Here is a 26,365-nt window from a genome sequence, read left to right as displayed (position 1 = left end):
AACGGCGTTAACGCCGTTAACGCCGGCGGCCGAAGCCGGGGGGTGACGGGGGAGGACACCCCCCGGCGGCCATGACCGGGGGGAGGGGTCACCCCCCGGAGTAGGTCTCCCGGAGCTCGACCTTGCGGACCTTGCCGGTGAGGGTCTTCGGCAGCGCCTCGACCACCTCCAGCCGCTCCGGGAAGAAACGAGGGTCCTGGCCCGCCGCACGCAGGTGCTCGCGCAGCTCGGCCAGCGTCGGGTGCCGGCGGCCGGTCGGCACCGCCACCGCCAGGATCGGGTCGTCGACCGTGCCGTTGGGACCCAGCAGCGTCGCCTCGGCCACCTTCGGGTGCCGCGAGATGATCGCCTCCAGCTCCGCCATCGGCACCACGATCCCGTCACGCAGGACCGTGTCCTTGGAACGGCCCAGGATGCGGATGCCGCCCCGGCCGTCCTCCCGCGCCACGTCCCCGGTGTCGAACCAGCCGTCGACCGTCAGCTCCGAGTCGAAGGCGTCCTGCTGCTTGTAGTAGCCCAGCGCCTGCGACGCGCCGCGCGCCCGCAGCCGGCCCACCGGGGCCCGCTTGGAGGGGTCGTGGCACAGGTCGATGCGGATCTCCATCGAGTCGATCGGCCGCCCGTGGCTGTGCGCCGCCCAGTCCTGGTTGTAGTCCAGCCGGCTGATGGTGACCGGCCCGAACTCCGACATGCCCCACACCGAGTACGTCCGGGCGCCGAAGGTCTGCCGCAGCTCGTCCACCAACTGCTGGAGCACCGGCGCGGCGCCGGTGACCGTGTGCCGCAGGCTCGAGACGTCGTGCGGGTCGATCTGCTGCGCCCGCGCCACCCCGGTCAGCGTCGGCGGCGGCCCGTACAGCAGGGTCGCCCCGTACCGCTCGACCAGGTCCAGCAGGCCGTTGAAGTCCGGCCCGTCCTGGAAGGCGACCGTGCCGCCGAGCATCACGCCCGCCAGCACGCCCTGGCCGAAGCCCGAGTAGTGCACCAGCGGGGTGGTGACCGCCACCACCAGGTCGTCGCGGAGCAGGAAGGTGTCCACGTAGCCGCGCACACCCGAGTGGACGGTGTTCTGGCTGTGCACCACGCCCTTGGAGAAGCCCGTGGTGCCCGAGGTGAAGAGCACCACGAACGGCTCGTCGGGCCGCAGCTGACGCCCCTCCAGGTCACTGGAGCGCAGTTTCTCCCAGTGCTCGTCCACGAAGTGGTCGTGGAAGTCGACCGCACCGTCCGGCGCGTGCCCGCCGACCACCACCACGTGCTCCAGCGGCAGCTCCGACTGGAGCGAGGCCACCGTCTCGGCGAGCGGGTACCCCTCCCAGTCCGGGACCGTCACGCACACCCGCGCCTCGGTCAGCGACAGCCGGTGCCGCAGCTCCTCCTCCTGGCAGACCGGCGCGATCGGGCAGATCACCGCGCCCACCGCCATGCAGGCGAACATCAGCGGGACCATCTCCCACCGGTTGGGCAGCTGCACGGCGACCACGTCCCCGCGCTCCACGCCCAGCTCCAGCAGCGCCCCGGCGAACCGGTCCGTCAGCCGCGCCAGTTCGGCGTAGTCCAGGGTGTCGGTGCGGGCCTCCTCCAGCCGCCGGCCGGCGATCGCCAGCTTCCGCGGCCGCTCCCGCGCCTGCCGGCGCAGGTCGTCCAGGAAGGTCTCGTCCCGCCACCAGCCGCGCCGCCGGTACTCGGCCATCCGGTCCGCGGCGGCGGAGGCGGACAGGATCGCGGAGGTCGTCGACGGGCTCATCGGCGTTCCTCGCGGCGGATCGCCAGCAGCTCCGGCAGCGGATCGCCGGCGCTCGCCGCGGCGATCTCCAGCAGGTCCCGGGTGTTGCGCCGGACCCGGTCGCCGACCCAGTCGAAGACCCACGCCTTGCGGGCCTCGGCGGCCAGCTCGAACGGCACGGTCCGGGTGACGGCCAGCGCCGCCGAGGCGGCCCCGCCGATGTTCGCGATCACCCCGGGCACCAGCGTGGCGCCCGCCGCCCGGGCCTTCTCCTTCGCCTCCGCGTCGGAGCTCAGGTTGCCGCCCTCGACCACCAGGTAGGCGCGCAGCCGGTGCACGTTCTCCGCGTTCAGCGCGTTCTTCTGCGCCGCCAGGATCAGCAGGTCCGCGTCCACGTCCAGCCAGGCGTCCGGACCGGAGTCCAGGCGCACCTCCGCCGGCAGCCGCGAGCGGTCGATCCGCCCGAACTCGTCGGTGATCGCCACCAGGTCGGCCACCGGCAGCCGCTCGGCGCTGATGGTGCCCTCGACGTCCGCGACACCCACGATCACGTGACCGCGGTCCTCGAGGAACCGGGCCACCGCGCGGCCCACCGCGCCGAAGCCCTGCACCACGACCCGCGCCGACTCGGTGCGCCCGCTCTCCTCCAGGGCGGTGACCGCGGCCACCCCGACCCCGTGACCGGTGCAGTCGATCAGCGGCTCGTAGTAGGTGCGCCAGTCGATCGGCATGTCCGGGGCGCCCAGCCGAAAGCGCGGGTCGTACCCGGCCTCCTGGAAGAAGACGGCCCGGTCGGCCGGGGTGACGCCCATGTCGATGCCCAGGTGGATGCCGCCGTGCAGGAGCGGCTTGACCGTCCGGCCGAAGGTCTTGAAGGTCTCCTCGCGGTCGCTGCCGTCCGAGACGATGCCGGCCTTCGCGCCGCCGATGCGCAGCCCGGCCAGGGTGAACTTGTGCGTCATGTCGCGGGCCAGCCCGGCCACCTCGGCCTCGGTGACCCCGGTGGTCATCCGGGTGCCGCCCATCGCCAGGCCGTCGTACAGGGAGTCGACGACCACCCAGCCCTTGATCGCGCCGCCGCTCCCGTTCAGATGGACCGCGAAGGCCGGGTCCTGCGGGATGTCCAGATCGCTCATTACGAAGTCCTCGGATACGTAGGGGAAGTCACGGGGGTACGTCGGGACGCCGGACGGGGCGCGGACGTCACTGGTAGAGCTGGGCGAAGCCGCGCAGGATCTCCAGGCCGTCGCTGCGGAACTCCAGGTGCGCCTGGGCGCCGAGGATCCGGCCGTCGTCGGAGCGCAGGAACTCCACCGGCGCGTGCTCGGAGCGCCCGATGGACCGGAAGCCCGCCGGGGCCTCCTGGAGGTAGAGGGTGTGCCGGTGGAAGACGGTCACCGTCGGCTTCACGTAGGTGAAGAGCGGCTCCTCCTTGTCGACCTGCACCTCGTAGCCGCCGACCCGCTGGGGCCCCTCGGCCAGCTGCCCGCCCGCCGACACCGCCAGGATCTGCATGCCGCCGCAGATGCCGAAGACCGGTACCTCCGACGTCATGACCAGGTCGATCAGCGGCTTGTAGTACTCGCGGTCGAAGGCCCGGACCTTGGTGCCGCTCAGCACGATCGCCTGGTAGCGGCCGCCCAGCGAGGCGGGCACGGACGCCGCGTCGACCGTGTCGGTCTGGGAGCCCAGCTCCTCGAAGCGCCCGCGCAGCTGCTTGAGGGACAAGGTCCCGTTGTTGACGACTAGCACTCGGGATTGCGCCACGTTTCTGGCCTCTCAGGATCGCGTGATGACGGTGCCGGTACGGGCGGCGAGCAGGTCGGTGACGGGCGCGCTGCCGATGACGACCCGCGCCACGCCCGCCTCCAGCGCCTCGCCGGCGGCCCGCAGCTTCTTGCGCATGCCGCCGGTGGCGCCCTTGTCGCGGAAGGCCGCGGCCGCCTCGGCGTCGATCGCCGGGACCGGCTCCCCGTCGATCAGCAGGTGTGCCACGTCCGTGACGAGCACCAGGTCGGTGGCGCCGGTGGCGCCGGCGATGGCCGCCGCCGCCCGGTCGGCGTCGGTGTTGACCTCCTTGCCGGCGTCGTTCTGCGCCAGCGGGGTCACCAGGTACGCGTGGCCCGGCTGGAGGTTCTTGAGCGCCCCCGGGTCCACCCCGGTGATCGGGCCGACCAGGTTCTCCAGCTCGACCAGCTGCTTGCCCTGCCACCACCAGCGCTCGCCGGCGCCGGCCCGGACCAGGCCGTCGCTGCCCAGCAGCCGCTCGCAGGTGATGCCCCGCTGCTCCAGCCGGGACATGACGTCCTCGGCCATCACCACGCTGACCGTCTTGATGTCCTCGATCACCGCGGGCGTGGTCCAGCGGCTCTGGTTGCCGTAGCGGTCCCGCAGGATCGCCGAGGGCTCGCTGTACTCCGGGCGCAGCCGCTTGAGCGGCTTGGACCAGCCGTGCACCAGCACCAGCGGCTTGTCCCGCCCGTGCCGGGCCAGGTCGTCCCACCAGGCGCCGCTGAGCTCGTCCAGGCAGCTGCCGCCGAGCTTGACGACGGTGGGCACGGTGTCCGGCAGGGACTCGTTCGGGTGTGCGTTCATGCGGGCATCACCGGCTGCATCGTCAGGCCCGTCTCCTCGGGCAGCGAATAACGCAGGTTGAGCGCCTGGAGGGCCTGGCCCGCCGCGCCCTTGACCAGGTTGTCCAGCGCCGCGAGGACGACGATCCGGCCGCCGTCCGCGTCGTGGAGCACGGTCACGTCGCAGTAGTTGGAACCGAGCACGGCCTGCGGGTCGGGCACCGGGATCAGCGTCTCGTTGTTCCGCCGCACCCGTACGAACCGGCTCCCCTTGTAGAAGCGCAGGTACGCCCGCTGCAGGTCCCGCTCGCTCACCGGGTCGTCGGTGAAGACGTACGCGCTGGCCATCAGCCCGCGCACGTGCGAGACCCCGTACGCCGACATGGTCAGCGAACCGACCGTGCCGGGCTTGCCGCGCTCGAGGAAGTCGCTCACCTCGGCCGCGTGCCGGTGCCCCACCGGCGCGTACGGCGCGATCGCACCGTTGCGCAGCGGGTGCAGGTCCGCGGTCCGCAGCTGGAGGCCGCCGCCGCTGGAACCGCTCTTGCCGTCCACCACCACGGTCTTGAGGTTCAGCCCCAGACCCAGGGTCAGCGGCGCCAGCCCCAGCGTGATGGCCGTCGCGTAGCAGCCCGGCACCGAGATCAGCGGGGCACCCACCAGCTGCTCGCCGATCAGCTCCGGCACGCCGTAGACGAACCGGTCCGCCAGCTCCGTGGACCGGGCCGCCTTCGGGTACCACTTCTCGTGCAGCTCCGGCGTGCGGATCCGGAAGGCGCCGCTGAGGTCGATGACGTTGACCCGGTCCGCCAGCAGCCCGGCCAGCTCGGCCGAGACCGGCGCGGGCGTGGCCAGGAAGACCACGTCGCAGCGCTCGGCCAGCACGTCCGCGTCGACCGCCTCGACGGTCAGCCCCAGGTCCAGCCGGAGCCCCGGGTGCAGCTGCGCCGGCCGCTTGCCGGCGCTGGAGTTGCCGCCCAGGTAGGTCAGTTCGAGGTCGGGGTGCTGGAGGACCAGCCGGATCAGTTCACCGCCGGCCAGCCCCGAGGCCCCGACGATTCCGACACGGATCATGCGAGCATCTCCTGCACGTGGGCGACGACCGCCGCCGGGATGTCCACGCCCGTCGTCGACGCCACGCCCCGCCAGGCGGGGGCGTGGTTGACCTCGTTGACGAGGTGGCCCGAGGGCGTCTTGAAGAGGTCGACCCCGTAGATGCCGGGACCGAGCCGGTCGACGACCCCGTCCACGACCTTCTGGACCTCCGGGTCGTGGGCCAGGGCCCGGCTCTGGTTGCCCAGGGCCGCGTTGCTGCGCCAGTCGGCGCCGGCGCTCTCGAACTCCGCGGCGGCGACGATCTCCTCGCCGATCACCAGGCAGCGGATGGACCCGCCGCCCAGGTACGGCTCGATCAGGCAGGCCTGCTCGAAGGCGTGGCCCAGGTCCTCGATGTAGTCGTAGACCGAGTGCGCCAGATCGGCGTCCCGGATCAGGGTGACCCGCTTGCCCATGCCGCCGTAGACCGGCTTCATCACCACGGGCAGCCCGAGGTCGTCCAGGGCCTTCTCGAAGTCCTTGCGGGACACCGCCAGCCGGAAGTCCGGCACCGGCACCCCGGCCTCGCGCAGCACGGCCCGCAGCACCAGCTTGTTCTCGCACGCGTGGATGGCACCGGCCGAGTTGAGCACCGGCACCCCGCTCGCCTCGGCGAGCGTGGCGATCAGCCCGCCGCGCGTGTAGCTGCGGCTGCGGATCATCAGCGCGTCGTACTGGTCGACGGACGGGGTGTCCGGATGGCCCAGGCACAGCGACTCGTCGTTGACCCAGTCGACCTCCAGGCCCAGGGCCGGCGCGGACTGGATCAGCTGGCGTTCCTCCCAGCCGATCCGGTCCGCGACGATCGCGACTCTCTTGGTCATCTCTACTGGCCCCAGTCGCGCAGGGTGACCTCGACCATCTGCAGGGACAGCTCGCCGTCCTGGATGTCCTCGACGCGGAGCGTGAGCATGCACTCCGGGCAGGCCAGGGTCTCGCCCTGGACGACCGGCGGCACGGTCAGGTCGGTCTCGCACTCGGGGCAGACGCCGGTCAGGGTGGCGGTGGACATGCGTGAACTCCATCTGTCGTTCGGGATGTCGGACGGGGGAGGGGGTGAGGCGTGGGGGGAGCCCCGGTGGGGACGGGGCGGGGGAGGCGGCCTCGTACGAGGGGGCGTACGAGGAGTCGTGCGCGGGGTCGTGCGTGAGGTCGTACGCGGGGTCGTACGCGGGGTCGTACGTGGGGGAGGGGAAGCGGGGAAGGCGGGCGGCGGGTCCGGCGGGTTCCCGGAAGGCCAGGCGGACGGTCCGGCGGGTCAGGCGGCCTGGAAGTCGATCGCGGCCTTGCGGATGGCGTCCCGGTCCAGCAGCGGCCGGCCGTCCCGCTCCTGCTTCTCCACCAGCCACGGCGTGAAGGCGTCCACGTCCACGAAGACGCCCGAGTCGGCCAGCGCCCACTTCACCAGCGCCGTGCTCAGCCGGGTCCGGACCACCAGCTCGCGGCTGTTGCCGACCAGCTCCGCCGGCAGCGTCTCGTACGCCTCCGGGTGGGTGAGCTGACCCGGCAGCTCGTACGCGAAGGCGTGCGGGGAGGTCGGCCCGGACTGGAAGGCGTCCCCGAGGCCGGCGCCCTTGAGCGCCACCCGGGACAGCTCCGTCAGGTGACCCAGGTCGAAACGGGTGTCGCCGTGGATCACCCGCAGCGCCGTCAGCAGCTCGGCCAGCGGGGCGTTGCCGCCGCGCTCGCCGATGCCGCCGACGGTCGCCGAGATCCACCGCGCGCCGGCCCGGACCGCGGCGAGGGAGTTGGCGACGGCCATGCCCAGCATGTTGTGCGAGTGGATCTCGATCTCGGAGCCGTCGATGGCGGTGAGGTCACCGATCACCTCCTCCATCTGCCACGGCGACAGGTACGCGACCGTCTCCGCCAGCCGGAAGCGGTCGGCGCCCGCCTCGAAGCCCGCGGCCACGTACGGGACCAGGCGCTCCCGCGGGGTGCGGGCGCCGTCCTCGCCGCTGAAGGTGACGTGGAAGCCGCGCTCCTTGGCCTGGGTGATCGCCGAACGGGCCACCACCTGGAGGTGCTTGGCGCTCGGCGAGCCGATCTTCAGCTTGGCGTGCTGCTCCGAGGTGGGGATCGAGTACATGATGTGCCGCACCCCCAGCCGCTCCGCCTCGTCGAGCGCGGTCGCCACCTGGTGGCGGTCGCGCACCACGACCAGCGACATGCTGCGCTCGGGGCCGATGGTCTCGTGGGTGGCCTCGATCAGGTCCGCGTCCTTGGAACCAGGACCCGAGATCATGCCCACCTCGACCAGGTCGATCCCGGTCTTCACCAGCAGGTCGGAGATGACGCGGGCGTCCTTGGGACCGAATTCCACACCGGCCATGTGCGCCGAGTCCCGCAGGGTCGCGTCGGACAGATGCGGCGGCGTGATCGACTCTACGCTCCCGTGCTCTGCTATTGCCATTGCGTTACGTCCCTTTTCCCGATCCGGATTCCATGAATTCGGCGCCGCGGTGCCAGGCGACCTGTGAAACATCGTGGCGGGCCCGGTCCGGGCAGGGCAATGCGTGCCGTGTCAGGGATTGTCAAGGACTGTCAGCCCAGGTGACGGCCGGTGAGGAATGCCAATTCGGTGCGGCCTTCTGACAAGTTTCCGGACCGGCGTTCGATCACTCGTTACGGTGAGCCCGTCCGAAATGCACGCCGTGATCACAAGGCGTTCTGATAGCGGACGGCCTGATAACGGACCCCGGAGCGACGGGGAAAGAGAGAGGGTTCCGATGGTGTTTCCGCATTCCCCGTCCGACGAGGGCGCCGAGCCGTCCACGGACGGTACGCGACCTGGCCCGGCCGCCGGTACGAGCGCACCGGCCGGCCCCGCCGGCCGCTCGCCCCTCGCCCGGCGGGCCCGCGAGCTCGCCGCGAGGACGGCGGCCCCCACCACCGCCGAACGCGACACCGAAGGCCGCTGGGACCCCGCCCTCTTCACGGCACTCGCGGGGCCGGCCTCGCCGGTCACCGGCCCGGCAGGCACGGGTACGGGAGCCACGCTCGCCGCACCCACCAGCACCGGCACCGGTATCGGCACCGGAACGACAGGACCCACGCACGCCGACCCGGCCGACCCCACCGGACCGATCAACGGCACCGGTCCGATCACCCTCACCGGACCCCTCGTCCCGAGGGAGTTCGGCGGCGCCGCCCTGACCGCCCGCGAGACCTGCGCCCTCCTCCAGGGCTTCGCCGAAGGGTCCCGCGACCCCGGCCTGGCACTCGCCGCGGTCGTCCACGCCGTCCTGGTCACCGTGCCGCTGCGCGCCTTCGGCACCGCCCGCCAGCGGGAGCACTACCTGCCCCGCATGGCATCCGGCGAGTGGACCGGCGCCCTGTCCCTGCCCCAGACGCAGGGCGCCGCGCTCGCCCCCACCGTCACCGCCCGGCCCGCCACGGACGGGCCGGGCGGCTGGAAGCTCGCCGGCGAGCTCGACCTGGTCGCCGGCGCTCCGCACGCCCACCACTTCCTGGTCGTGGCCGCCCACGAGGGCGGCGGCCGCACCGCCTTCCTCGTCGACCGGCACACCCCCGGCCTGCGCATCCACGAGGCCGACCCGGCCGCCCTGCGCACCTGCGCCTGGGGCCGGCTGGTCCTCGACGACTGCCCGCTGCCCGAGGACGCCGTCCTCGGCACCGCCCTCGGCGCCGCCCACGAGACCGAGCCCCTGCTCGCCGCCCTCGACTGGGTGTTCACCAGCGCGACCTGGCTCGGCGTCATGCGCGCCCTGACCGCCGACGCCCTCGACGCCGCCCGCGACCGCAAGCTCTTCGGCCGCCCGATCGCACACGCCCAGTCCGCCCGCTTCGCCCTGGCCGACATGGCCACCCGCTGCGAACTCGCCGAGGGACTGCTGTACGCGGCGGCCGACCGCTTCGACGACGGGGGCCGGCCGGCCCCCCAGGAGGCCGCGGCCGCCCGGCTCTTCGTCGCCACCGCCGCCCGCGCCGTCACCGACGCCGCCGCCCGGCTCTCCGGCCCGCTCGCCCTGACCGGCGACCGCCTGGTCGAACGCGCCTACCGCGACGTGCTGTTCTTCGCCGAGACCGGCGGCGGCACCGACGTCCTGCGCCCCGTCATCGCCGCATCCGTCCTCGGCCTCGGCTGACCGTGAGGAGCCCCGCCATGACCGACACCGCCTACGCCCCGCCGCCCGCCCGCACCCGGGCGGCGGCCCCCGACGGCACCACGGGACCGGACGCGCCGCGCCCCGGCAGCATCACGGGAGCGGACTCGCCGTTCCCCGGGACCGCTGCCCGGGCCGCCGCCACCGACGCCGCCGCCAGCATCCCGCCGGAGAACTGGAAGGAGATCGTCGACAGCGGCTACCTCCGCCTCTTCCACCCGCCGGAGCTCGGCGGCACCGGCGCCGACGGGCCCACCGCGGCCGCCGCCATGGAGTCCCTGGCCCGCGCCTGCTCCGGTACGTACTGGGCCGCGACCGTCTCGGGCCTGCTGTGCGCCCGGCTGATCTCCACGTACGGCAACGAGGCCCACCACGGCCTGCTCGAATCCCTCATGTCCGGCGAGAAGATCGCCGCCTTCGCCATCGTCGAACCCGCGGCGGGCAGCGACGCCGGCACCTACCGCACCACCGTCCGCCCCACGGACGACCAGGGATCCTTCACCATCAGCGGGGAGAAGTCCCGCATCACCAACGCCCCCGTCGCGGACCTGGCCGTCACCCTGGCCCGCCGAGCCAAGGAGCCGGGCGACGAGGGCCCCGACTGGTGCCTGGCCTTCGTCGACCTGCACCAGCCCGGCGTCCGCCGGTACGACATCCCCCACATGGGCCTGCGCGGCATGCCCTGGGGCGGCATCGTCTACACCGACGCCCACGTCCCGGCGGAGAACGTCATCCCCGTCCCCTTCACCGAGCTCTCCGAAGGCATGACCTGGGGCTGGCTGCTGGTGTCCGTCGCCGCCCTCGCCACCGCCGAGTCCGCCCTGGCCGCGTCCGTCCGGCACGCCCGCGAACGCGTCTCCTTCGGGAGGCCGCTGGCCCACATGGAAGGCGTCCAGGACCAGCTCGCCGAATCCCGCACCGCCATCGACGCCGCCCGCCTGCTGGCCCACCGCGCCGCCGCCGAACGCATCGCCGGCAACTCCGCCAAGGACCTGATCGGCATGCTGAAGGTCTATGCCACCGAGATGGCCGTCGAGGTCACCTCACGGGCCGTCCAGATCCACGGCGCCGCCGGCGTCACCCAGGGCCACGAGGTCGAACGCCACTACCGCGACGCCCAGATGAACGTCATCGGCGCCTTCGCCACCAACCGCCTCCGCGAACAGATAGCCGAAAACCTAGGCCTGGGCCCCGCCACCTACACCCCCTTCACCTGGCTCACCCCCACCGGCCTCACCCACCCCTCCCCACCCCTGGACGGCCCCCTGACCTGACCCCCCTACGACCAGCGCCGGGCCCCCACCCCCAGGGGGCCCGCCCTGCTTCACAGCCGTCTCCAGCCCCGCCGGGTAACCGTGGGGCCTCTCCAGCCTCGCCGGCGTTTGAGGCGCGGGGGTCCGGGGGCGGAGCCCCCGAAAGGCCCGGCGCGCAGCGCCCGGGCAACGGGGGTCCGGGGGCGGAGCCCACGGTTTCGGGAAGGGGCGGGTAGGGGACCAGCCCCCGCAGGGCAACCCCCCGCTACACACCCCCCGGCCAAGGATCCCCGGCCACCCGCGCATGCAGATGCTCGTCATGCCACCCATCCGCATGCAGCAAAGCCCTCCGCATCGTCCCCTCGTACGCGAACCCCGCCCCCTCCGCCACCCGGCAAGAGGCCGGATTCCGCACCGAGTGCGTGATCCGCAACCGCTGCAACCCCACCGACTCCACCGCCCACCGACTCACCCGCACGGTGGCCCGAGTCATCACCCCGTACCCCCGCCCCCCGGGCAACAACCAGTACAGGAACTCCCCACTCCCCCCAGCAAGATCAATATCCGCCAGCCCGATCAACCCCACCGGCACGCCGACGGACCCGGAAGAACCGGGGGCCCCCGGGAAGCCGGACGCATCGGCAGAACCGGCCCCGCCCCCAGAACCGACCGCCACGACCGCCCAGATCGCCGCCGCCCCCGCCTCCCACCGCCCCCGCCACCGCAGGATCCGCTCCCGCGCCCCCTCGACCGTCAGCGCCTCCGGCCGGTTCCACCGCAAGATCTCCGGATCCCGGCAGGACTCCGCCAACACCCCGGCGTCCGCCGCCCGCCAGGCCCGCAACGAGAACCCGCCCCCCAACCCGAACTCCGGCTGCTCCCCGCCCGACCAACCGACCGTCATCTGCGTCCCCCTCGACGAAGCCATCCTTCATCGTCACAGGTCAGCCGCATGATCCAGGTAAGGAGCGGGGGCCGCCGCCGCCCCGAACGCCCGTCGATACGTCCGCGGCGGCACCCCCCGCCGCCGTACGAACTGCTCCCGCAGCACCGCCGCCGACCCGTACCCCACCCGCCGCGCGACCTCCTCCACCGGCAGGTCCGTGGTCTCCAGCAGCTCCTCCGCCGCACTCAGCCGCAGCTCCCGCAGCCACGCGTGCGGCGTGGTCCCGGTGGCCGCCGCGAACCGCCGCGCGAAGGACCGCTTGCTCATCACCGCCCGCCGCGCCAACTCCGCCACCGGCAGCGGCCGGTCCAGGTGCTCCCGGGCCCAGCCCAGCACCTCCGCCAGCCGCTCGTCCTCACCGTCCGCCGGCACCGGCGTCGCCAGGTACTGCGCCTGCCCGCCGTCCCGGTGGGCCGGCAGCACCATGTCCCGGGCGATCCGGTTGGCCACCGAGGCCCCGTGCTCCCGCCGGATCAGATGCAGGCACAGGTCGGCCCCCGCGGCCGCCCCGGCACCGGTGACGATCCGGCCCTCGTCCAGGTACAGGGCCTCCGCGGCGACCTCCACCTCCGGGAACCGGCTGGCCAGCAGCTGGGCGAACCGCCAGTGCGTGGTGGCCCGCCGCCCGTCCAGGAGCCCGGCCGCGGCCAGCGCGAAGGTACCCACGCAGTGCGCGGCGACCAGGGCGCCCCGCTCGTACGCCGCCGCCAGCGCGGTGAGCACGGCCGGCCCCGGCGGCGTACGGAATCCGGCCCCCGGCAGCGCGATCACCAGGTCGGCACCGGCCAGCCGGTCCAGGCCCGCCGTCACCGTCAGCGGTACGCCCACGTCGGTGGTCACCAGCCCCGGCCGGTCCGTGCACAGCGCGAACTCGAAGCCCGGCAGCCCCTCCCCGTGCGGCCCGAACACCTCCGCCACGATCCCGACCGCCAACATCCCCACCCCCGGCGGCGCGTAGGCGGCAACGGTCAGAAAGGGCACGGCAGGAGAGCGAGGAGCGGCGACCGACGACATCCCGGGAGTATCGCAGCAGCGACAACCCACTCTGGCAGTAATCCTGCGATCGGCGGCAGAACTGCCTATCGCCTGCTCACTCGACCCCCGACAAGATCAAACACATGACAGACGCACCGCACGGCCGCACCGCCGCCCACACGATCCTGACCACCGGCTACACCCTCTCCACCGGCCCGGGGGTCGCCGCCACCGTCTCGTACGTCACCGACGGGGACCGGCACGTGATCGTCGACCCCGGCATGGTGGCGAGCCGCGACCGCATCCTCGGCCCGCTCGCCGAACTGGGCCTGACGGCCGACGACATCACCGACGTGGTGCTCAGCCACCACCACCCCGACAACACGATGAACGTCGGCCTCTTCGGCCGGGCCCGGGTCCACGACCACAAGGCGATCTACGAAGCCGACCAGTGGACCGACCGCGACGCCGAGGGCTACGAGCTGACCCCGTCCCTGCGCCTGATCCGCACCCCCGGCCACAGCCCCGAGGACATCACCCTGCTGGCCGGCACCGAGTCCGGCGTGATCGCCTTCGTGGGCGACCTGTGGTGGCGCCCCAACGGCCCCGTCGAAGACCCGGTCTCCCCCGACCAAGCCCTCCACCACACCTCCCGCCTCCGCGTCCTCGCCGCCGCCGACGTCATAGTCCCCGGCCACGGCCCCGCCTTCCCCGCCGACACCTCAGCCCCGCTGTCCCCCCACCACCCGACCCCCGCGGAGGCCCGCTGACCGGGACCGGCAGCGGGCCGCCAGCCCCGCTGGGGGGCATCCCCACCTCGCGGGTGATCAGCCCCCCACCCCCGCCCCCACAACCCGCCGCACCCCCAACACCCCCTCATACAGAGCCACCGTCCGAGCCGCCGCACCCCCCCACCCGAAGAACCGCTCCGCCCGAACCCGCCCCGCCCGCCCCATCCCCTCCGCCAGCGAAGGATCCGCCAGCAGCCGGTTCACCGCCCCCGCCAGATCCGCCGCGAACCGCGCCGGATCCGCCGGCGCCCCCGTCCCGTCCCCCACCTGCTCGAACGGCACCAGCAGCCCCGTCTCCCCGTCCGCCACCACCTCCGGGATCCCCCCGACGGCCGTGGCCACCACCGCCGTCTCGCAGGCCATGGCCTCCAGGTTCACGATCCCCATCGGCTCGTACAGCGACGGGCACACGAACACGTCCGCATGGGTCAGCAACTGCCGCAGCTCACCCGCCGGCACCATCCCGTCGATCCGCACCACCCCCTCGCGGACCCGCCGCAGCTCCTCCACCAGGGCCGCCGTCTCGGCCGCGATCTCCGCGGTGTCCGGCTGCCCGCAGCACAGCACCAGCTGCGCCCGCGGATCGAAGTCGAAGGCCGCCCGGAGCAGCTGCGGCAGTCCCTTCTGCCGGGTCACCCGGCCCACGAACAGCACGATCGGCCGGTCCGGGTCCACCCCGTACCGCTCCAGCGCCGCCGTCCCGTGGTCGGGCCGCTGCACCCGCGTGTCGATCCCGTTGTGCACCACGTGCACCCGCGCCGGATCCACCGCCGGATAGACCCGCAGGATGTCCTCCCGCATGGCCCGCGACACCGCGACCACCGCATCCGCCGCCTCCACCGCCGTCCGCTCCACCAGCGACGACAGCGCGTACCCGCCACCCAGCTGCTCCGCCTTCCAGGGCCGCAGCGGCTCCAGGCTGTGCGCGGTCACCACGTGCGGAATCCCGTACAGCGTCTGCGCGAGCCGGCCGGCCGCATTGGCGTACCAGGTGTGGCTGTGCACCACCTGCACGTCCGCCACGTCCGCCGCCATCGCCAGGTTCACCCCCAGCGTGCGCAGCACCGGAGAACAGCCCGCGGCCGTCTCCGGCTCCCGGTACGCCGCCACCCCCGGCTCGGTACGCGGCTCACCGAAGCAGAGCACCCGCAGATCGACCAGGGCGCGCAGCTCCTTGGCGAGTTCCCCCACATGGACCCCGGCCCCGCCGTACACCTCCGGCGGGTACTCCTTCGTGAGCAACGCGACGCGCGGCGGGAGCGAGTGAGCATTCATGGGCACTTCCCTAAGTGTGCGAGGTACTTCCTGACGTGGACGGCCGGTCCCCGCACACCGCGCGGACCCCCGCCCCCGCCCGGACCGAGGTCCGCGCAGGCCCGGAAGCCCGGTAGCGCCCTGCGGCACCGGCCCCGGAGAAGCACGTCCGCCGACGCCCCCACCCCGACGCTAGCGACCCGCCCGGCACCGGGGGGCCATCGGACGACGGACGTCGAGGGGGGACGGGCCCGCCGAACAGCAGGACAGGCTCCCCATGACCCGTTCAGCCCACGCCAAGAGGTGCCGCCCCGCCACCCGGGATGCACTCGTCATGCCGCCCGCCCCACCCCCGCCCCACCCCCGCCCCACCCCCGGCCCGCACCCACCCACGCACCGGACCCACCCGCACCACCGCACCACCCGCACCGAACGGAGCACACCACCCCATGCCCAAGCCCAGCATCGTCTTCGCCCACGGCCTGTGGGCCGACGGCTCCTGCTTCAGCAAGCTGATCCCGGCCCTCCAGGCCGACGGCCACGAGGTCGTCTCCGCCCAGAACCCCACCGACTCCCTGGAGGGTGACGTCGAGGCCGTCCACCGCGCCCTCGACCGCGTCAGCGGCCCGGCCCTCCTCGTCGGCCACTCCTGGGGCGGCTTCGTCATCACCGCCGCCGGCACCCACGACAAGGCCGCCGGCCTCGTCTACCTCGCCGCCCTGGCCCCCGACACCGGTGAGACCCCCCAGGACCTCTTCGCCAAGTTCGACCCGCCGCCGCTCTTCGCCCACCTCGACGAGCAGCAGGGCCGCCTCTGGATCGCCCGCGACGGCATCTCCCACTTCTGCGGCGACCTCCCCGAGGACGAACAGCGCCTGGTGTGGGCCACCCAGACCTCGGCCAACGCCGCCGTCCTCGGCGCCACCACCGACACCCCCGCCTGGCGCACCAAGCCCAGCTGGTTCCTCGTCGCCCAGCAGGACCACGCCATCGACCCCGGCCTCCAGCGCTTCATGGCCCAGCGCATCGGCGCCACCACCCGCGAGGCCGACTCCTCCCACACCCCGATGCTGTCCCACCCCGACACGGTCCTCGACCTCATCAGAACAGCCGCCGCCACCCTCTGACAGCCCGAGCGGGGCGCCCCGGAAGGGGGCGCCCCGCACCGGGACCGCCCCCGGGTTCACGGCGAAGCCCCCTCGTCCCCCTCCCGGCGCCGACGCCGGTACCCCTTCCACGCCAGCCGCGCCCCCAACGCCGCCGCCGCCAGCTGCAGCGCGGCCGCCCCCACCCCCAGAAGCTCCCCGAACACGTGCACGCCGTTCCTCCTCCGCTCCGCACCCACCCTCCGCGGGTGTACGGAGAGCAGCTTCGGCCCGCGGAGATTGCTGCACCACCGGAGAGATCCCGATCTCCCGTTCTTGCCGCCGAGCAGCAACAACTCCTGCCAAGATGCAGCCCTGAGGGGAGTTGTTGCGGGGGATGCACGAACCGAGACGAGGCCGCCCGCTGGGTCCACTGGACCCCGCGCTCGGACCTGAGATGACGCTCTGGGCGAGCCGGCTCCGCGAGTTCCACCAGAGCCTGGGCCTGACCCTCCTCCAGTGGGAGGAACACTCCGGCATCGACGCCACCACCCTCTCCCGCTACCTCAAGGGCCAGCGGCTGCCCGAGATCGGCTTCCTGGCCAAGCTGGACGTCACCGTCCAGGCCCGCACCGGCGCCGGTCTGAAGCCCGAGGTGAAGGCCGCCGTCCGCGCCGAGTACCTCGCCGCCTGCCTGGTCCACGAACCCCAGCGGCACGAGGTGTACGTCCTGCGCGACGAGCTCGCCGACGCCCACACCCGTCTGACCGCGGCCGAGCAGACCGTCGAGGAGCTGGGCGACCAGATCACCGCCGAACGCCACCGCCGCCAAGCCCTCGAAGCCGGCCTGCGCCAGCTGGAGACCGCCGCCGCCGAGGCCCTGCACGGCCTCGAGGAACTGCGCCGCGAACGCGACCGGGCCCTCGCCGACCGCGAACGCCTGGACGAACTGGTCCGAGAACACCTCGTCGACCTGGAACTCGCCCGCCGCGACCTCGCCCTCAGCACCCACCTCCACCAGGAGGTCACCCGCGCCCTCGCCGCGGCCGAGGAGACCCTGGACGACACCCTCTTACGCACCGCCGAAGCCACCCCCGACCCACCGGCCCCGGCCCCCGAGCAGCCGGGCCCGCCCAGATCCCGCTGGTGGAACCGGACCGCCACCGACCTCGCCCGCCTCCGCGAAGCCACCACCCAGGCCGCCCGCGTCCAGCTGCCCGACCTGGTCGAAAGGCTGTCCGGGCCGGGCCCCTGGGACGTCGACGTCGACCTGGGGTCCGTCGGCTCCTACAACAACGCGGACGTCAGCCGGCTCGCCTCGGCCATCGACGCCCTGATCCGCGAGGCGACCCGGCTCGCCGCGGAGCAGGCCCTGCTCCGCGGCAACCTCAACGCCGTGTTCACCAGCCTCTCCCGCCGTTCCCAGGGCCTCATCCGGCGCCAGCTCTCCCTCATCGTCGAGATGGAGCAAAAGGAGTCCGACGGGGAGCGGCTGACCGACCTGTTCCGGCTCGACCACCTCGCCACCCGGATGCGCCGCAACAGCGAGAACCTCCTCGTCCTCGCCGGCGAGGAGCCCGAGCGCCGGTGGTCGGGCCCGGTCCCCCTGGTGGACGTCCTGCGCGGCGCCGTCGCCGAGGTGGAGGAGTACCACCGTGTCCGACTGGCGGCCGTGCCCCCGTGCGCGATCAGCGGCGGAGCCGCCACCGACCTGGTCCACCTCCTCGCCGAACTCGTCGAGAACGCCACCGTCTTCTCCCCGCCGCACACCGCCGTGGACGTCACCGGCCACGCCCTGCCCGACGGCCGCGTCCTCCTGCAGATCGACGACGCCGGCCTCGGGATCCCCGCCGACCAGCTGGCCGACATCAACGAGCGCCTCGCCCGACCTCCCGTGGTCAACCTCACGGCCTCCCTCCGGCTGGGGTTGTTCGTGGTCGCCAGCCTCGGCCGCCGGCACGACATCCGCACCCAGCTGCGCCCCTCGGACACGGGGGGAGCGACCGCCGTCGTCCTGCTCCCGACCACCGTCGTCGAGCCGGTCCACCGGACCTGAGGGCCGGAACTACTCCTCCTCGCCGGACACGGTTTTCGAGGTGGACGCCGTATGCAGGATCGCCCGAGCCTGGTCCGCCGCCCGCACGATGCTCTCCGACACGAAGTCCACGAACCGCGCGATGTTCTCCAGCCGTTCGGCGGCCGGCGTACCCCGCCCGAGCACCGGCACGCCCTGTCGCGCGGTCTCGGCGATCAACGCGGTCCCGCGCGCACTGGCGATCATCGACTGGTACCAGACATCGGCGTCCACGACGTACCGCTCGCGGCGCCGCTCGTCACGCTCCCGCCGGACCAGCCCCTGGCCCTCGAGGAACGCGATCGACTTCGAGACCGACGCCGGACTGACCTGGAGCCGCCGCACCAGCTCCGCCGCGGTGCAACTCCCCGCATCCGTGGTGAATATGCAGGCCAGCACCCGGGACGTCATCTTCGGCATGCCCGTCTGCATGAGCACGGTCGTGAACGTCTCCTCGTACGCCCCCACGGCCGCGGCATCGCGCCCGTGCGCGAGCGGCGCCGCCCCCACCCCCTTGGGCACCGGCTGCCGGCGCCGGCGCGCCCGGTGCTCGGTGGCCCGGGTCGCCAGGTCCGCCCGGTAGGCCCCGGGACCGCCGTTGCGCATCACCTCCCGGGTGATGGTCGAGGTGGGCCGGTCCAGCCGCCGCCCGATCTCCGCGTACGCCAGCCCGTCCGCCAGCCCCACCGCAATCTGCTGCCGCTCCTGCCCCGTCAGCCTGCCTCCGGGCATCCCAGTCGCCTCCACACTCCATTGCACCGACCAAACAACCCCGAACAGCCAAAACATAACCCCAAGGCAACAAAAGAGAGGCGCAGCACAAGCGGACCGGCCCGTCTGCACCGAGAACGCCATCAAGACCACCCACCCGGCACCGGCCCCACCCACGCCTGACCGAACCGCAAGAAGCGCACCGCATACGCCCATCCGAGTGAGGCCGTGTCGTTTCTCCCGCCCCCACAGGCTCCGCCACCGGACCACCCGGGTACCCCGAGCCCATGACCACCACCACCACGCCCCTCACAACGACCGCCAGGGCATGGACGAGGGCAGCCGCGGCCGCCGCCGTCCTCCTCCTCGGCGCCACCCCGGCCGGCGCCCAACCGCCCCCGGCCACCGGCACCTTCTCCTACCACTCACCCGAATCCGGCGACCTGGAGATCAACCACCCGGACGACGGCGAATGCCGCCTCCTCCTCCAGGGCGCCGACAGCGCCACCAACCACACCAACCGCAAGGCCACCCTCTACAGCGACCGGGGCTGCGAAACCCCCACCGCCACCCTGCTCCCCGGCCAACACCGCACCTACCGGGCCCCGCTCCCGCACAGCGTGACCTTCACCTGACGGCCGGACCAGCCAAGAGGGGTGGGGAGCGGCATCCCCACCCCTATCCGCACAACATTTTGAAGCACCCCAGTCGAGGCCCCGTACCCGACGAAGGACCGACGCCAGGGTTCGCCCAGTCGGGTCAAGATCCTCCTGTCAGGTTTTCTCTGGCGGGCACGACACGGGAGGATTGCCGGGTACCGCGGCGGTCTGGCCGCGGACGAGAGCGTGAAGGAACAGCAGCGATGGCGCAGGGCAGTGTGAAGTGGTTCAACGCGGAGAAGGGCTTCGGCTTCATCGAGCAGGACGGCGGCGGTCCGGACGTCTTCGTGCACTACTCGGAGATCCAGGGCAACGGCTACCGCGCACTGGATGAGGGACAGCGCGTCGAGTTCGAGATCGGCCAGGGCCAGAAGGGCCCCCAGGCCCAGCAGGTCCACGCGATCTGACCCCCCGCTCCCGCTGGGCCCGCGCAAGCGACCCCAGCGGGAGCACCTGCCTCACGGCCCACTACCCTCCCCGATCCAAGAGGCAAAGGACAGGGGGGACGCACATGACCGACCAGGCGCAAGAACAAGAACCCGTGCCGGCACAGGCACCCAAGCCGGCACGAGCACCCGAACCCACACAAGAGGTCGAGCCGGCCCACGAGGCCCTCCTCCGACTGGTCCGGGACACCCACAGGGGCAAGCCGGCCACCGAGCCCGTGCTCGTGATCTGCCGCTGGTGCGGCGCAACCGAGTTCACGGTCGGCGACACCGAGTGCTTCTGCATCGGCTGCTGCCTCCCCCTGGGCGTAGGCAACGGCGAAGAGCACGGCTTCCCGGGCCAGTACCCCTGGCGCCTGGAAGCGGGCGACACCCCGATCCCCGCCTGCGCGGCCCAACGCTGCTGCTGCCACGACGGCCACGCCGAATTCGAGCTGGCCCTGGCCACCACCCCCGGCCCCGACCACCGCCCCCGAACCCTCACCATCGCCCTGCACTGCCCCCAGGACCACTCCCTCCACCTCTACCTCTCCAACGCCCACCTCACCCCCCGCTGACCGCCGGGCCGATCCACCACGGCGGCCGCACACGCGGCGAGGACGGCCGAGCACCACAGCGCCGAAAACGCGCCGGGCCCGCCCCACTCGCGAGAGCAGGACGGGCCCGAGAAGAGCAGGAACAGGGGCGGGATCAGCCCACGAGCTGGGTGCCGAAGAAGGCCGGACCCGACGGGTGGCCGGTGTCCTTCAGGTTGAAGGACGTGGCTCCGGTGCCGGTGCCGGCGGGCAGCTGCCAGACACGACCCACCTTGCCGTCCTCACCCGGCCCGCCGACGTACAGCTCGGGGGTGCCGTTCCGATCGCCGTCGACCCAGGCCAGGGCCTCACCGAAGCGGTCCTGCTTCTCGCTGGTGCTGGGCACGCCCGCAGAGGCCTGCGTGACGGTCCGGGCGCCCACGGTGGTCAGCCCCTTCGGGCCGCCGCGCAGGATGGTGACGGAGCCCGCCCGGGACACGGTGCCGCCCTGGGCGTCCTGGTACGAGGCGCCGACCGCGAGGTCCGCGTACCCGTCCTTGTCGAAGTCGCCGAGGGCACGGGCCTCACCCCACCGGTCGTGGCGCTCCAGCGTGCCGGGCACCCCAGCCGTGTCCTCGTCGATGACGCGCGGCTTGAGGCTGGCGCTGAAGCCGTCCTTGCCTCCGTACGCGACGAAGACCTTGCCGAACGGGTCCGTGTAGGTCCAGCGGTGGCCCAGGACCATGTCCCGGACGCCATCGCCGTTGATGTCGCCGACCACCGGCCGCATCCACATGTACCGGTCGCCGGGCAGCGCGACCTTGCGGCTGGCGGTCCACCCACTGCCGGTGTTCTTGTAGACCATCAGGCTCTGCGCCCACGACTTGGCGCTGATCGCGCCCAGATCAGGACGGCCGTCGCCGGTGAAGTCGGCGATCACGAACGAGTAGGGAGCGGCGTCGTCCCGCTTGAAGGTCTCCCGGTACTGCGCGGGCTTGGTGACGCCGCTGCGCAGCAGGGGACCACGCACGACGGCGAAGCCGGCCGCGGTGGTGCCGTGCACGTCCGAGTCGGTGATCGAGCCGACCAGGTCGGCGATGCCGTCCCCGTCGGTGTCACCCACACTCACCGACCACCAGGTGAGCGGCTGCGGGCTCGTACCCTGGCTGACGGTCAGGGCGACGCCCCCCGACAGGCCCTTCTTCCCGCCCCAGACCACCCAGTTCTTGTAGCTGGTGTCGTCGTTGACCACCAGGTCGTCGAAGCCGTCGCCGTCCAGGTCACCGAAGCCGCTGATGTGGCCCCAGTGACTGCTGGGCGTCGGCACCTCGCCGCCGCCCAGGTCGGCCCGGGTCAGCAGCTGGGTGCCGGCCTTGCCGATCCCGGCGGCCGAGCCGTAGGCGACGGAGACGGCACCCGCCTTCGTGACCGTACCGACCGTGGCATCGGTCGCGCCGATCGCCAGGTCCGGGTAACCGTCGCCGTTGAAGTCCGCAAAGGCCCGGTGCTTCGCGACCGACGCCCCCGCCGGCGCCACCGCGTTCGCGGTGACCGGCGACAAGGCGACGGCAGTGAGCGCGGCGGCCGCAGACAGCCCAACCGCACCCATGGCGCGCATGCGCATGGAATTCCCCCCAGAAAAGTGATGTCAAAGAAACGCCAGGCCGCAAACCCCCCGGCCCGCGCCCCATGATCGTAAGCCTGCCAAGGAAGATTTCCAGCCACCAGCCCAGGCATCACAAGACATCAGAAGTCATCACAGGGAATCAAAGACGGATCCGCCACCGCCGCACCCCACGATCACCGAGCTCCAACAACTCGCCCCGCCCACGGTCATGGTGCGTAGGTCGGAATCCGGGCAGCACCCCCACCCGCGTCCCCGCGAACGGATCCCAGATGTCCAGCCCGAGCTCCGAGGACGAGAACAACACACCGTCCGCGCAGAAGAACGTGCCCTCAGGACCGCCGAAGGCCGCGACCTCGACGGGCTCCGCACCCCCGTCAAGCCGGAAGACCCGAGCGCCGGGCGCGATCTCGATATCGTCCTCACCGAGCCCGCCCAGCACCACATGGTCCTCGTCGAGCCAGACCAGCGGCCGGTTCCAGTGGTAGTCGCACGGCGGCAGGGTCACCCACCCCAAGTCCTCCCCCCGCACGTCAAAGCCGCCAGCAAGCCACGGCTCCAACCGCCAGGCGACAGGCGCCCCCACCGGACTCCAGCACCACGCCGCCGACGCGATACCCGTACCACCGGGACTCACGTCCAGCGCCCCGAGAAAGTGCTCCCGCCAGTACCGATTGCCCACACTTACCTCAGGACCGGCCGGCAGGACGGTCAGCACGTCACCCGTCCCCGGATCGGCCGCCTCCGCGATGTTCCACTCCCGCCGGTACACCACCACGGTCCGGCCACCCCACTCGGTGAAGGCGAGCGAGAATGGCACCGTTCCGCTCTTGTAGCCGTCGTTCTCGAGGACCATCACCACCCGACCGTCCGCCAGGTCGTACACGCACCCCTCGCGCCCGTAGTCCACCACCACAGCAGCGAAGCGACCGTCCCGCGAGGCATGCAGCCGCAGCCTCTGCTCGTTGCCGTACTCCGCACACGCCTCCGCCGGCACAGCCACCGAACTGACCGCCGCCTCCCTGCACCGGTCCGCCCCGTCGGCCCAGACGAGGATCCGCCCGTCCGCACACAACAGCACCAGCCCACGCTCCGTCGCCGCCAGATCGACGACATTCCCCACCCCGGACGGAAACCCGACCCGTTCGAGCCCACCATCCACCGGCCGCAACGCATCCACGACCTCGGGCAACCCGGCCGTCCGCCCCAATGACGACCCCCGGACCGCATCGAAACATTCCTCGCACACGACCTCCCCCGTCACCTCACCCGAGGCAGAAGAAGAGCCGCACCCCGAACACACCCGCAGGAATTCCACGCCCGCACCGGAGTAATGCACGTAGTGGTCCGGCGCTACCACCCCCGGACCAAGCCCCCACAGGTGCTCACAAAGCGGAACCCCGTACCCGTCCCCGGCATGCCCACAAACAAGCGTCATGCCCGCCACACTCCCAGCCGGCCCCCCACCCCGAAACCGGTTTTCCCACCCCACCAGACAGCTCTCAGCCGCGCACGAACGGGGAGTGCAGCCGCCACCATCGCGGCGTCGTTTTGGGAGCCGCCGTGCGGGCACCCAGGTGGGCGCCCACACGGCGGCAGTACAGCCGCTTAGAACGAGAAGGCCTGCAGGGTGCCGCGGTCCCACTCGTTCTCGCTCTGGTTGTTGTTGGCGTAGACGGGGCCGATGCCGTCGACGACAGCCGCGGCGGAAGCGCCCGCGCTCCGCGCGCCACCCGCGGAGCGGGTGGCCTGGATGAGGCCACCGTCGTCGGCAAGGGCGGTCGTGGCGCCGGCGAACAGAATGCCCGCGGCAAGGGCGCCGGCGGTCAGGACGGTACGGATACGCATCGTTTCTCCCAGGAAAAAGTTGTACATGGGTCGGCTGTCTCAACGGGCCCCCGAGGAAGTGGGTGCGGCACATCACCCCGTTGCTAGCTGAGGTGTCGTTTCTTCATGGGCGGTGTGGGTGAGACCTCCCCAAACCACTGGCCCCACCCCACATCTACTGCTGACACCCACGCAGCGACTCAGCCGCAGGCGGAGGAGTATGGCCTCAGGCGGGCCTCTCGCGGTCTGCTGTCAGTGCCCGGAGCTAGGGTCCGTGCGGTGAGTGACTACTACGACTTGTTCCTGGCTGTGGACCTGTCTCCGGATCTGCCTGAGGCGACGTTGCAGGAGCTGAGGTGGCTCCTGGGGGAGGCAGAGGCTCCATCGACGCTGATGTCGGCTGACTGGGAGTCGTGGGGGCACCCCTGGGAGGTGTTCGAGGGTGGTTCTGCGAGCCGGTCGTTCGGCGGGGTGGACACCTCGATGCTGGTCCGGGCCCTGGACAGGCCGAACCTGGACGGGAGCGTGCCGTGGGCTCTGACTGTCCGGACGTGTGTCCACGACGACGAGTTCGGGGTGGTCATGCAGGTCGTCGAGTGGATTCTCCGGCAAGCAACCACGCAGGGGTGGGTCGGATTCCTGCGCTATTCGGGGTGGGATGAGGTCCAGCATGTCGTGCGTCACGAGGGCGGTTTCGATGTTGTCGATGTCCGCATGACCAGGAAGCAGGTCAGTGTGTCCCGGTCATAGCCGTGGCCCGCCCTCGGACGGGCCATCTGCAACGAGGCGGCAGGAGTCGGTTCCGGTCTCGATGATGGGCTCCGTAGGAGGTGAGGCGGTTGACGATGGCCGCGCAGAAGCGGGGGTCGGTGGACGTCTTGGTCCAGCCGCCGAAGGGCTCGTTGCCGACGCTGTTCTTCTCCTCGCGTTCGGTCAGGACCTGGAAGAGGAGCTCCGCGCCGTGGCGGTCGAGCTCCATATACCCGAGCTCGTCGATCCAGAAGAGGTCGACGCGGCCGTAGCCGTCGATCATCTCGGTGAGTTGCTTCTCGTCTGCGGCCTCGACGAGCTTGTTGACCAGCTTTCGTGGGGAGCACGTATTTGACCCGGCAGTCGGCCATGACGGCCTCGGTGCCGAGCGGGATCAGCCCTCAGGTTCCGTTCGGTGGTCTTCGGCTGACTGTCTTTGGGTATCCGTGAGCGGGCCTGGAGGTGGTCAAGCTCCTTACCGGTATCGGTATGCCCCTCTCGAGGGAGTGGCGCTGATGGTTGTGGGTGTCCGGCACTCAACTGACGTCATTCGGCACAGGAATGTCAGTAAAGCTCGTCATTGCTGACGGCCTCGTAGGGGCAGTCATGATCTCCTCCAGACCTGATCCCTGACCAGAAAAGATGCAGCTCAGAGCCCACGTCACCTCATCCCTCCCCAAGCACTGAACCTTCTGTCGGGAGGCCGGACTCCGGCCCAGGCGCCACTTTGCTCTGCTGCTAGTGCTGCGACCGGAAAGGTGCACCGGGTCCGATCGTGTGATGGCAGGATTGGCTTGTGGATCTTTCCGAGAGTCTGGCTGATTGGACCGACTGGGACGTTGCCGCCTTCGTGGTGGGCCGCTCATTGGGGGTCTTTGAGGAGTCCGTGACGTCGTTCAGTGAGGTCAAGTGGGTGTTCTGGACGAACAACCCGTTGGGGAACGCTCTCCACGAGGTGCTGCTCCAGCTGGTCGCCGCGGGAGTGTTGAAGCGGCGGGATGAACCGGACGAGCAGTTCCTGTGGTCAGGCCGAGGCTGGTAGAGGTCTGCCGCCCCAGCGGACACCTCGCTCGCTGCGGAAACTGACGTGTTCGCGGCGTTGGGCAGCTAGAACGTCGGGGTCGCGGGCGTTGCTGTTCGTTCAGCACAGGAGGCCTGCAGGGCCCGATCGGACCCGGTGAACCTTTCCGGTTACAGCACAAGCCGCCCGCGTAACAGCCTGGTCCTGGAGGCGAAGCTGTAAGGATGCGGGTGGGGGAGCGCAGCGGACCCGCCCAACGGGCCGAAGGCCTGGACTCTGTGGAACGGGGTCAGTTCCGAGGGAGCGCAGCGGACTCGGCCCAGGTCCGTAGCGAAGCGCAGGACCTGGGCCCGAAGGGCTGGCCCCAGTCCGGGGAAGCCGGGCGCCCCTGAAGGGGGTCTGCTGGAGTGAAGCGCAGGCGGTTCTTTGCCATGCGCGCAGCGCACCTGGGCAAGCGCGTTGTTGGTGGTTGTGAGGGCCGTACCCCGTGAAACGGGGTCACCCAGGCCTGGGCAGCAGGCCGTTCGGGGTGGAGCGAAGCGGAACCCTGAACCAGTCCGGAGCGCAGTGCAGGACACCGGCCCAAGGCCGGCCCATGAGGCCGCGAAGCGGCCTCATGCTTCGCGAAGCGAACCGCCTTCATCCTGCCTGGACCCTGTGAAACGGGGTCAGCTTCGAGGGAGCTAGCGGATTCGGAGCAGGTCCGTAGCGAAGCGCAGGACTTCGGCCCGGAGGGCCGGTACCAGCCTGGCGAAGCCAGGCCAGCTCCTGGAGCGAAGCGGAAGGAGCCGGCTGCCGAAGGCAGCTCCGCCGGAGCGAAGCACAGGCGGTTCTCTTCAGGCTGCTGGAGCGAAGCGGAAGCCAACCCAAGGCGGGCGAACGGTATCTGACGGGCCGTGGTGAGGGTGCCGGT

At 71.9% G+C, this 26,365-nt stretch carries 25 protein-coding genes and 2 pseudogenes; 10 read left to right on the top strand and 17 right to left on the bottom strand.

What is annotated here, in order from left to right; translation table 11 throughout:
* Positions 1-88: 88 nt before the first annotated feature.
* The 8 genes from AB0O40_RS29755 to AB0O40_RS29720 form a co-directional block, all read right to left on the bottom strand.
* A complete protein-coding gene (locus AB0O40_RS29755) occupies positions 89-1,747 on the bottom strand; it encodes an AMP-binding protein (RefSeq protein ID WP_365048142.1) in 1,659 nt (552 codons plus the stop codon).
* Positions 1,744-2,862 (bottom strand): Glu/Leu/Phe/Val dehydrogenase dimerization domain-containing protein, encoded by a 1,119-nt coding sequence (locus tag AB0O40_RS29750; RefSeq protein WP_365048140.1) that lies wholly within the window; start codon positions 2,860-2,862, stop codon positions 1,744-1,746. The genes AB0O40_RS29755 and AB0O40_RS29750 overlap by 4 nt, the downstream gene beginning before the upstream one ends.
* Before the next feature lie 67 nt (positions 2,863-2,929).
* Positions 2,930-3,478 carry a gamma-glutamyl-gamma-aminobutyrate hydrolase family protein gene (locus AB0O40_RS29745; RefSeq protein ID WP_365048158.1) on the bottom strand — a complete coding sequence of 183 codons (549 nt, stop codon included), beginning with the start codon at positions 3,476-3,478 and terminating at the stop codon, positions 2,930-2,932.
* Between the two features lie 27 nt (positions 3,479-3,505).
* Positions 3,506-4,321, bottom strand: a complete 816-nt coding sequence (locus AB0O40_RS29740; protein WP_365048138.1) for an acetylglutamate kinase — start codon at positions 4,319-4,321, stop codon at positions 3,506-3,508.
* The gene (argC, locus tag AB0O40_RS29735; protein WP_365048136.1) at positions 4,318-5,373 is read right to left on the bottom strand and encodes an N-acetyl-gamma-glutamyl-phosphate reductase; all 1,056 of its coding nucleotides are present in this window, start codon (positions 5,371-5,373) and stop codon (positions 4,318-4,320) included. Before argC ends, AB0O40_RS29740 begins: the two co-directional genes overlap by 4 nt.
* Positions 5,370-6,218, bottom strand: a complete 849-nt coding sequence (locus AB0O40_RS29730; protein WP_365048134.1) for a RimK family alpha-L-glutamate ligase — start codon at positions 6,216-6,218, stop codon at positions 5,370-5,372. The genes argC and AB0O40_RS29730 overlap by 4 nt, the downstream gene beginning before the upstream one ends.
* A 2-nt stretch (positions 6,219-6,220) precedes the next feature.
* Positions 6,221-6,406 carry a lysine biosynthesis protein LysW gene (locus AB0O40_RS29725; RefSeq protein ID WP_365048133.1) on the bottom strand — a complete coding sequence of 62 codons (186 nt, stop codon included), beginning with the start codon at positions 6,404-6,406 and terminating at the stop codon, positions 6,221-6,223.
* Positions 6,407-6,652: 246 nt separating this feature from the next.
* Positions 6,653-7,807 carry an isopropylmalate synthase gene (locus AB0O40_RS29720; protein ID WP_365048131.1) on the bottom strand — a complete coding sequence of 385 codons (1,155 nt, stop codon included), beginning with the start codon at positions 7,805-7,807 and terminating at the stop codon, positions 6,653-6,655.
* A gap of 316 nt (positions 7,808-8,123) precedes the next feature.
* Between AB0O40_RS29720 and AB0O40_RS29715 the strand changes: the two genes are divergently transcribed.
* Positions 8,124-9,503, top strand: coding sequence for an acyl-CoA dehydrogenase family protein (locus tag AB0O40_RS29715; protein ID WP_365048129.1), 1,380 nt, complete (start codon positions 8,124-8,126; stop codon positions 9,501-9,503).
* A 17-nt stretch (positions 9,504-9,520) separates the two neighbouring features.
* On the top strand, positions 9,521-10,795 hold the full coding sequence (locus AB0O40_RS29710; protein WP_365048127.1) for an acyl-CoA dehydrogenase family protein: 1,275 nt from the start codon (positions 9,521-9,523) through the stop codon (positions 10,793-10,795).
* A gap of 244 nt (positions 10,796-11,039) precedes the next feature.
* Here the strand turns inward: AB0O40_RS29710 and AB0O40_RS29705 are convergent, their stop codons facing one another.
* Positions 11,040-11,678, bottom strand: coding sequence for a GNAT family protein (locus tag AB0O40_RS29705; protein ID WP_365048125.1), 639 nt, complete (start codon positions 11,676-11,678; stop codon positions 11,040-11,042).
* A gap of 33 nt (positions 11,679-11,711) precedes the next feature.
* The gene (locus tag AB0O40_RS29700) at positions 11,712-12,656 is read right to left on the bottom strand and encodes a helix-turn-helix domain-containing protein (RefSeq protein WP_365048156.1); all 945 of its coding nucleotides are present in this window, start codon (positions 12,654-12,656) and stop codon (positions 11,712-11,714) included.
* 182 nt (positions 12,657-12,838) lie between these two features.
* Between AB0O40_RS29700 and AB0O40_RS29695 the strand changes: the two genes are divergently transcribed.
* Positions 12,839-13,465, top strand: a complete 627-nt coding sequence (locus AB0O40_RS29695) for an MBL fold metallo-hydrolase (protein ID WP_365048124.1) — start codon at positions 12,839-12,841, stop codon at positions 13,463-13,465.
* Positions 13,466-13,522: 57 nt separating this feature from the next.
* On the opposite strand, the gene glgA is transcribed toward AB0O40_RS29695, so the two are convergent.
* On the bottom strand, positions 13,523-14,761 hold the full coding sequence (glgA, locus tag AB0O40_RS29690; protein WP_365048122.1) for a glycogen synthase: 1,239 nt from the start codon (positions 14,759-14,761) through the stop codon (positions 13,523-13,525).
* 428 nt (positions 14,762-15,189) lie between these two features.
* Here glgA and AB0O40_RS29685 point away from each other — a divergent pair, with 428 nt between their 5' ends.
* Positions 15,190-15,867, top strand: a complete 678-nt coding sequence (locus AB0O40_RS29685; RefSeq protein ID WP_365048120.1) for an alpha/beta hydrolase — start codon at positions 15,190-15,192, stop codon at positions 15,865-15,867.
* A gap of 415 nt (positions 15,868-16,282) precedes the next feature.
* Positions 16,283-17,881: an ATP-binding protein gene (locus AB0O40_RS29680; RefSeq protein ID WP_365048118.1), complete on the top strand. Its 1,599-nt coding sequence runs from the start codon at positions 16,283-16,285 to the stop codon at positions 17,879-17,881.
* Between the two features lie 9 nt (positions 17,882-17,890).
* Here AB0O40_RS29680 and AB0O40_RS29675 read toward each other — a convergent pair whose 3' ends face one another.
* The gene (locus tag AB0O40_RS29675) at positions 17,891-18,631 is read right to left on the bottom strand and encodes a helix-turn-helix domain-containing protein (protein WP_365048116.1); all 741 of its coding nucleotides are present in this window, start codon (positions 18,629-18,631) and stop codon (positions 17,891-17,893) included.
* Positions 18,632-18,897: 266 nt separating this feature from the next.
* Here AB0O40_RS29675 and AB0O40_RS29670 point away from each other — a divergent pair, with 266 nt between their 5' ends.
* From AB0O40_RS29670 to AB0O40_RS29660, 3 genes are all read left to right on the top strand, one after another.
* Entirely contained in the window at positions 18,898-19,245 is a 348-nt protein-coding gene (locus AB0O40_RS29670) for a hypothetical protein (protein ID WP_365048114.1), read from the top strand.
* Positions 19,246-19,472: 227 nt separating this feature from the next.
* The gene (locus tag AB0O40_RS29665; RefSeq protein ID WP_365048112.1) at positions 19,473-19,676 is read left to right on the top strand and encodes a cold-shock protein; all 204 of its coding nucleotides are present in this window, start codon (positions 19,473-19,475) and stop codon (positions 19,674-19,676) included.
* Positions 19,677-19,810: 134 nt separating this feature from the next.
* Positions 19,811-20,272, top strand: a complete 462-nt coding sequence (locus AB0O40_RS29660) for a hypothetical protein (protein WP_365048110.1) — start codon at positions 19,811-19,813, stop codon at positions 20,270-20,272.
* Between the two features lie 133 nt (positions 20,273-20,405).
* On the opposite strand, the gene AB0O40_RS29655 is transcribed toward AB0O40_RS29660, so the two are convergent.
* The 3 genes from AB0O40_RS29655 to AB0O40_RS29645 all read right to left on the bottom strand — a co-directional run bounded on the left by AB0O40_RS29655 (position 20,406) and on the right by AB0O40_RS29645 (position 23,702).
* Positions 20,406-21,839 carry an FG-GAP-like repeat-containing protein gene (locus AB0O40_RS29655; protein ID WP_365048108.1) on the bottom strand — a complete coding sequence of 478 codons (1,434 nt, stop codon included), beginning with the start codon at positions 21,837-21,839 and terminating at the stop codon, positions 20,406-20,408.
* Positions 21,840-21,996: 157 nt separating this feature from the next.
* Positions 21,997-23,046: a hypothetical protein gene (locus tag AB0O40_RS29650; RefSeq protein ID WP_365048107.1), complete on the bottom strand. Its 1,050-nt coding sequence runs from the start codon at positions 23,044-23,046 to the stop codon at positions 21,997-21,999.
* A 416-nt stretch (positions 23,047-23,462) separates the two neighbouring features.
* Positions 23,463-23,702: a hypothetical protein gene (locus AB0O40_RS29645; RefSeq protein WP_365048105.1), complete on the bottom strand. Its 240-nt coding sequence runs from the start codon at positions 23,700-23,702 to the stop codon at positions 23,463-23,465.
* A gap of 258 nt (positions 23,703-23,960) precedes the next feature.
* On the opposite strand from AB0O40_RS29645, the gene AB0O40_RS29640 reads away from it, so the two are divergent.
* A complete protein-coding gene (locus tag AB0O40_RS29640) occupies positions 23,961-24,431 on the top strand; it encodes a hypothetical protein (RefSeq protein ID WP_365048104.1) in 471 nt (156 codons plus the stop codon).
* Here the strand turns inward: AB0O40_RS29640 and AB0O40_RS29635 are convergent.
* Positions 24,426-24,829: pseudogene (locus tag AB0O40_RS29635) on the bottom strand (ATP-binding protein); the annotation flags it as partial. The gene AB0O40_RS29640 and the pseudogene AB0O40_RS29635 overlap by 6 nt on opposite strands.
* 398 nt (positions 24,830-25,227) lie before the next feature.
* Between AB0O40_RS29635 and AB0O40_RS29630 the strand changes: the two are divergent.
* Positions 25,228-25,473 (top strand): hypothetical protein, encoded by a 246-nt coding sequence (locus AB0O40_RS29630; RefSeq protein WP_365048102.1) that lies wholly within the window; start codon positions 25,228-25,230, stop codon positions 25,471-25,473.
* Here AB0O40_RS29630 and AB0O40_RS29625 read toward each other — a convergent pair.
* Positions 25,456-25,569: pseudogene (locus AB0O40_RS29625) on the bottom strand (IS630 family transposase); the annotation flags it as partial. The gene AB0O40_RS29630 and the pseudogene AB0O40_RS29625 sit on opposite strands and share 18 nt — an antisense overlap.
* Between the last annotated feature and the right edge of the window lie 796 nt (positions 25,570-26,365).

Source organism: Streptomyces sp. NPDC089919, from assembly GCF_040684615.1.
GTDB lineage: Bacteria > Actinomycetota > Actinomycetes > Streptomycetales > Streptomycetaceae > Streptomyces.
The sequence above is the reverse complement of the archived record's forward strand: the minus strand, read 5'-3'. Positions and strand labels throughout refer to the sequence as shown.

Bases quoted from the DNA above. Each gene is read 5' to 3' on its own strand.
- AB0O40_RS29645 (WP_365048105.1), bottom strand. From the start codon at position 23,702: ATGCGTATCCGTACCGTCCTGACCGCCGGCGCCCTTGCCGCGGGCATT.
- AB0O40_RS29655 (WP_365048108.1), bottom strand. From the start codon at position 21,839: ATGGGTGCGGTTGGGCTGTCTGCGGCCGCCGCGCTCACTGCCGTCGCC.
- AB0O40_RS29720 (WP_365048131.1), bottom strand. From the start codon at position 7,807: ATGGCAATAGCAGAGCACGGGAGCGTAGAGTCGATCACGCCGCCGCAT.
- AB0O40_RS29710 (WP_365048127.1), top strand. From the start codon at position 9,521: ATGACCGACACCGCCTACGCCCCGCCGCCCGCCCGCACCCGGGCGGCG.
- AB0O40_RS29740 (WP_365048138.1), bottom strand. From the start codon at position 4,321: ATGAACGCACACCCGAACGAGTCCCTGCCGGACACCGTGCCCACCGTC.
- AB0O40_RS29675 (WP_365048116.1), bottom strand. From the start codon at position 18,631: ATGCCCGGAGGCAGGCTGACGGGGCAGGAGCGGCAGCAGATTGCGGTG.
- argC (WP_365048136.1), bottom strand. From the start codon at position 5,373: ATGATCCGTGTCGGAATCGTCGGGGCCTCGGGGCTGGCCGGCGGTGAA.
- glgA (WP_365048122.1), bottom strand. From the start codon at position 14,761: ATGAATGCTCACTCGCTCCCGCCGCGCGTCGCGTTGCTCACGAAGGAG.
- AB0O40_RS29725 (WP_365048133.1), bottom strand. From the start codon at position 6,406: ATGTCCACCGCCACCCTGACCGGCGTCTGCCCCGAGTGCGAGACCGAC.
- AB0O40_RS29695 (WP_365048124.1), top strand. From the start codon at position 12,839: ATGACAGACGCACCGCACGGCCGCACCGCCGCCCACACGATCCTGACC.
- AB0O40_RS29755 (WP_365048142.1), bottom strand. From the start codon at position 1,747: ATGAGCCCGTCGACGACCTCCGCGATCCTGTCCGCCTCCGCCGCCGCG.
- AB0O40_RS29715 (WP_365048129.1), top strand. From the start codon at position 8,124: ATGGTGTTTCCGCATTCCCCGTCCGACGAGGGCGCCGAGCCGTCCACG.
- AB0O40_RS29700 (WP_365048156.1), bottom strand. From the start codon at position 12,656: ATGTTGGCGGTCGGGATCGTGGCGGAGGTGTTCGGGCCGCACGGGGAG.
- AB0O40_RS29750 (WP_365048140.1), bottom strand. From the start codon at position 2,862: ATGAGCGATCTGGACATCCCGCAGGACCCGGCCTTCGCGGTCCATCTG.
- AB0O40_RS29685 (WP_365048120.1), top strand. From the start codon at position 15,190: ATGCCCAAGCCCAGCATCGTCTTCGCCCACGGCCTGTGGGCCGACGGC.
- AB0O40_RS29665 (WP_365048112.1), top strand. From the start codon at position 19,473: ATGGCGCAGGGCAGTGTGAAGTGGTTCAACGCGGAGAAGGGCTTCGGC.
- AB0O40_RS29705 (WP_365048125.1), bottom strand. From the start codon at position 11,678: ATGACGGTCGGTTGGTCGGGCGGGGAGCAGCCGGAGTTCGGGTTGGGG.
- AB0O40_RS29680 (WP_365048118.1), top strand. From the start codon at position 16,283: ATGACGCTCTGGGCGAGCCGGCTCCGCGAGTTCCACCAGAGCCTGGGC.
- AB0O40_RS29730 (WP_365048134.1), bottom strand. From the start codon at position 6,218: ATGACCAAGAGAGTCGCGATCGTCGCGGACCGGATCGGCTGGGAGGAA.
- AB0O40_RS29670 (WP_365048114.1), top strand. From the start codon at position 18,898: ATGACCACCACCACCACGCCCCTCACAACGACCGCCAGGGCATGGACG.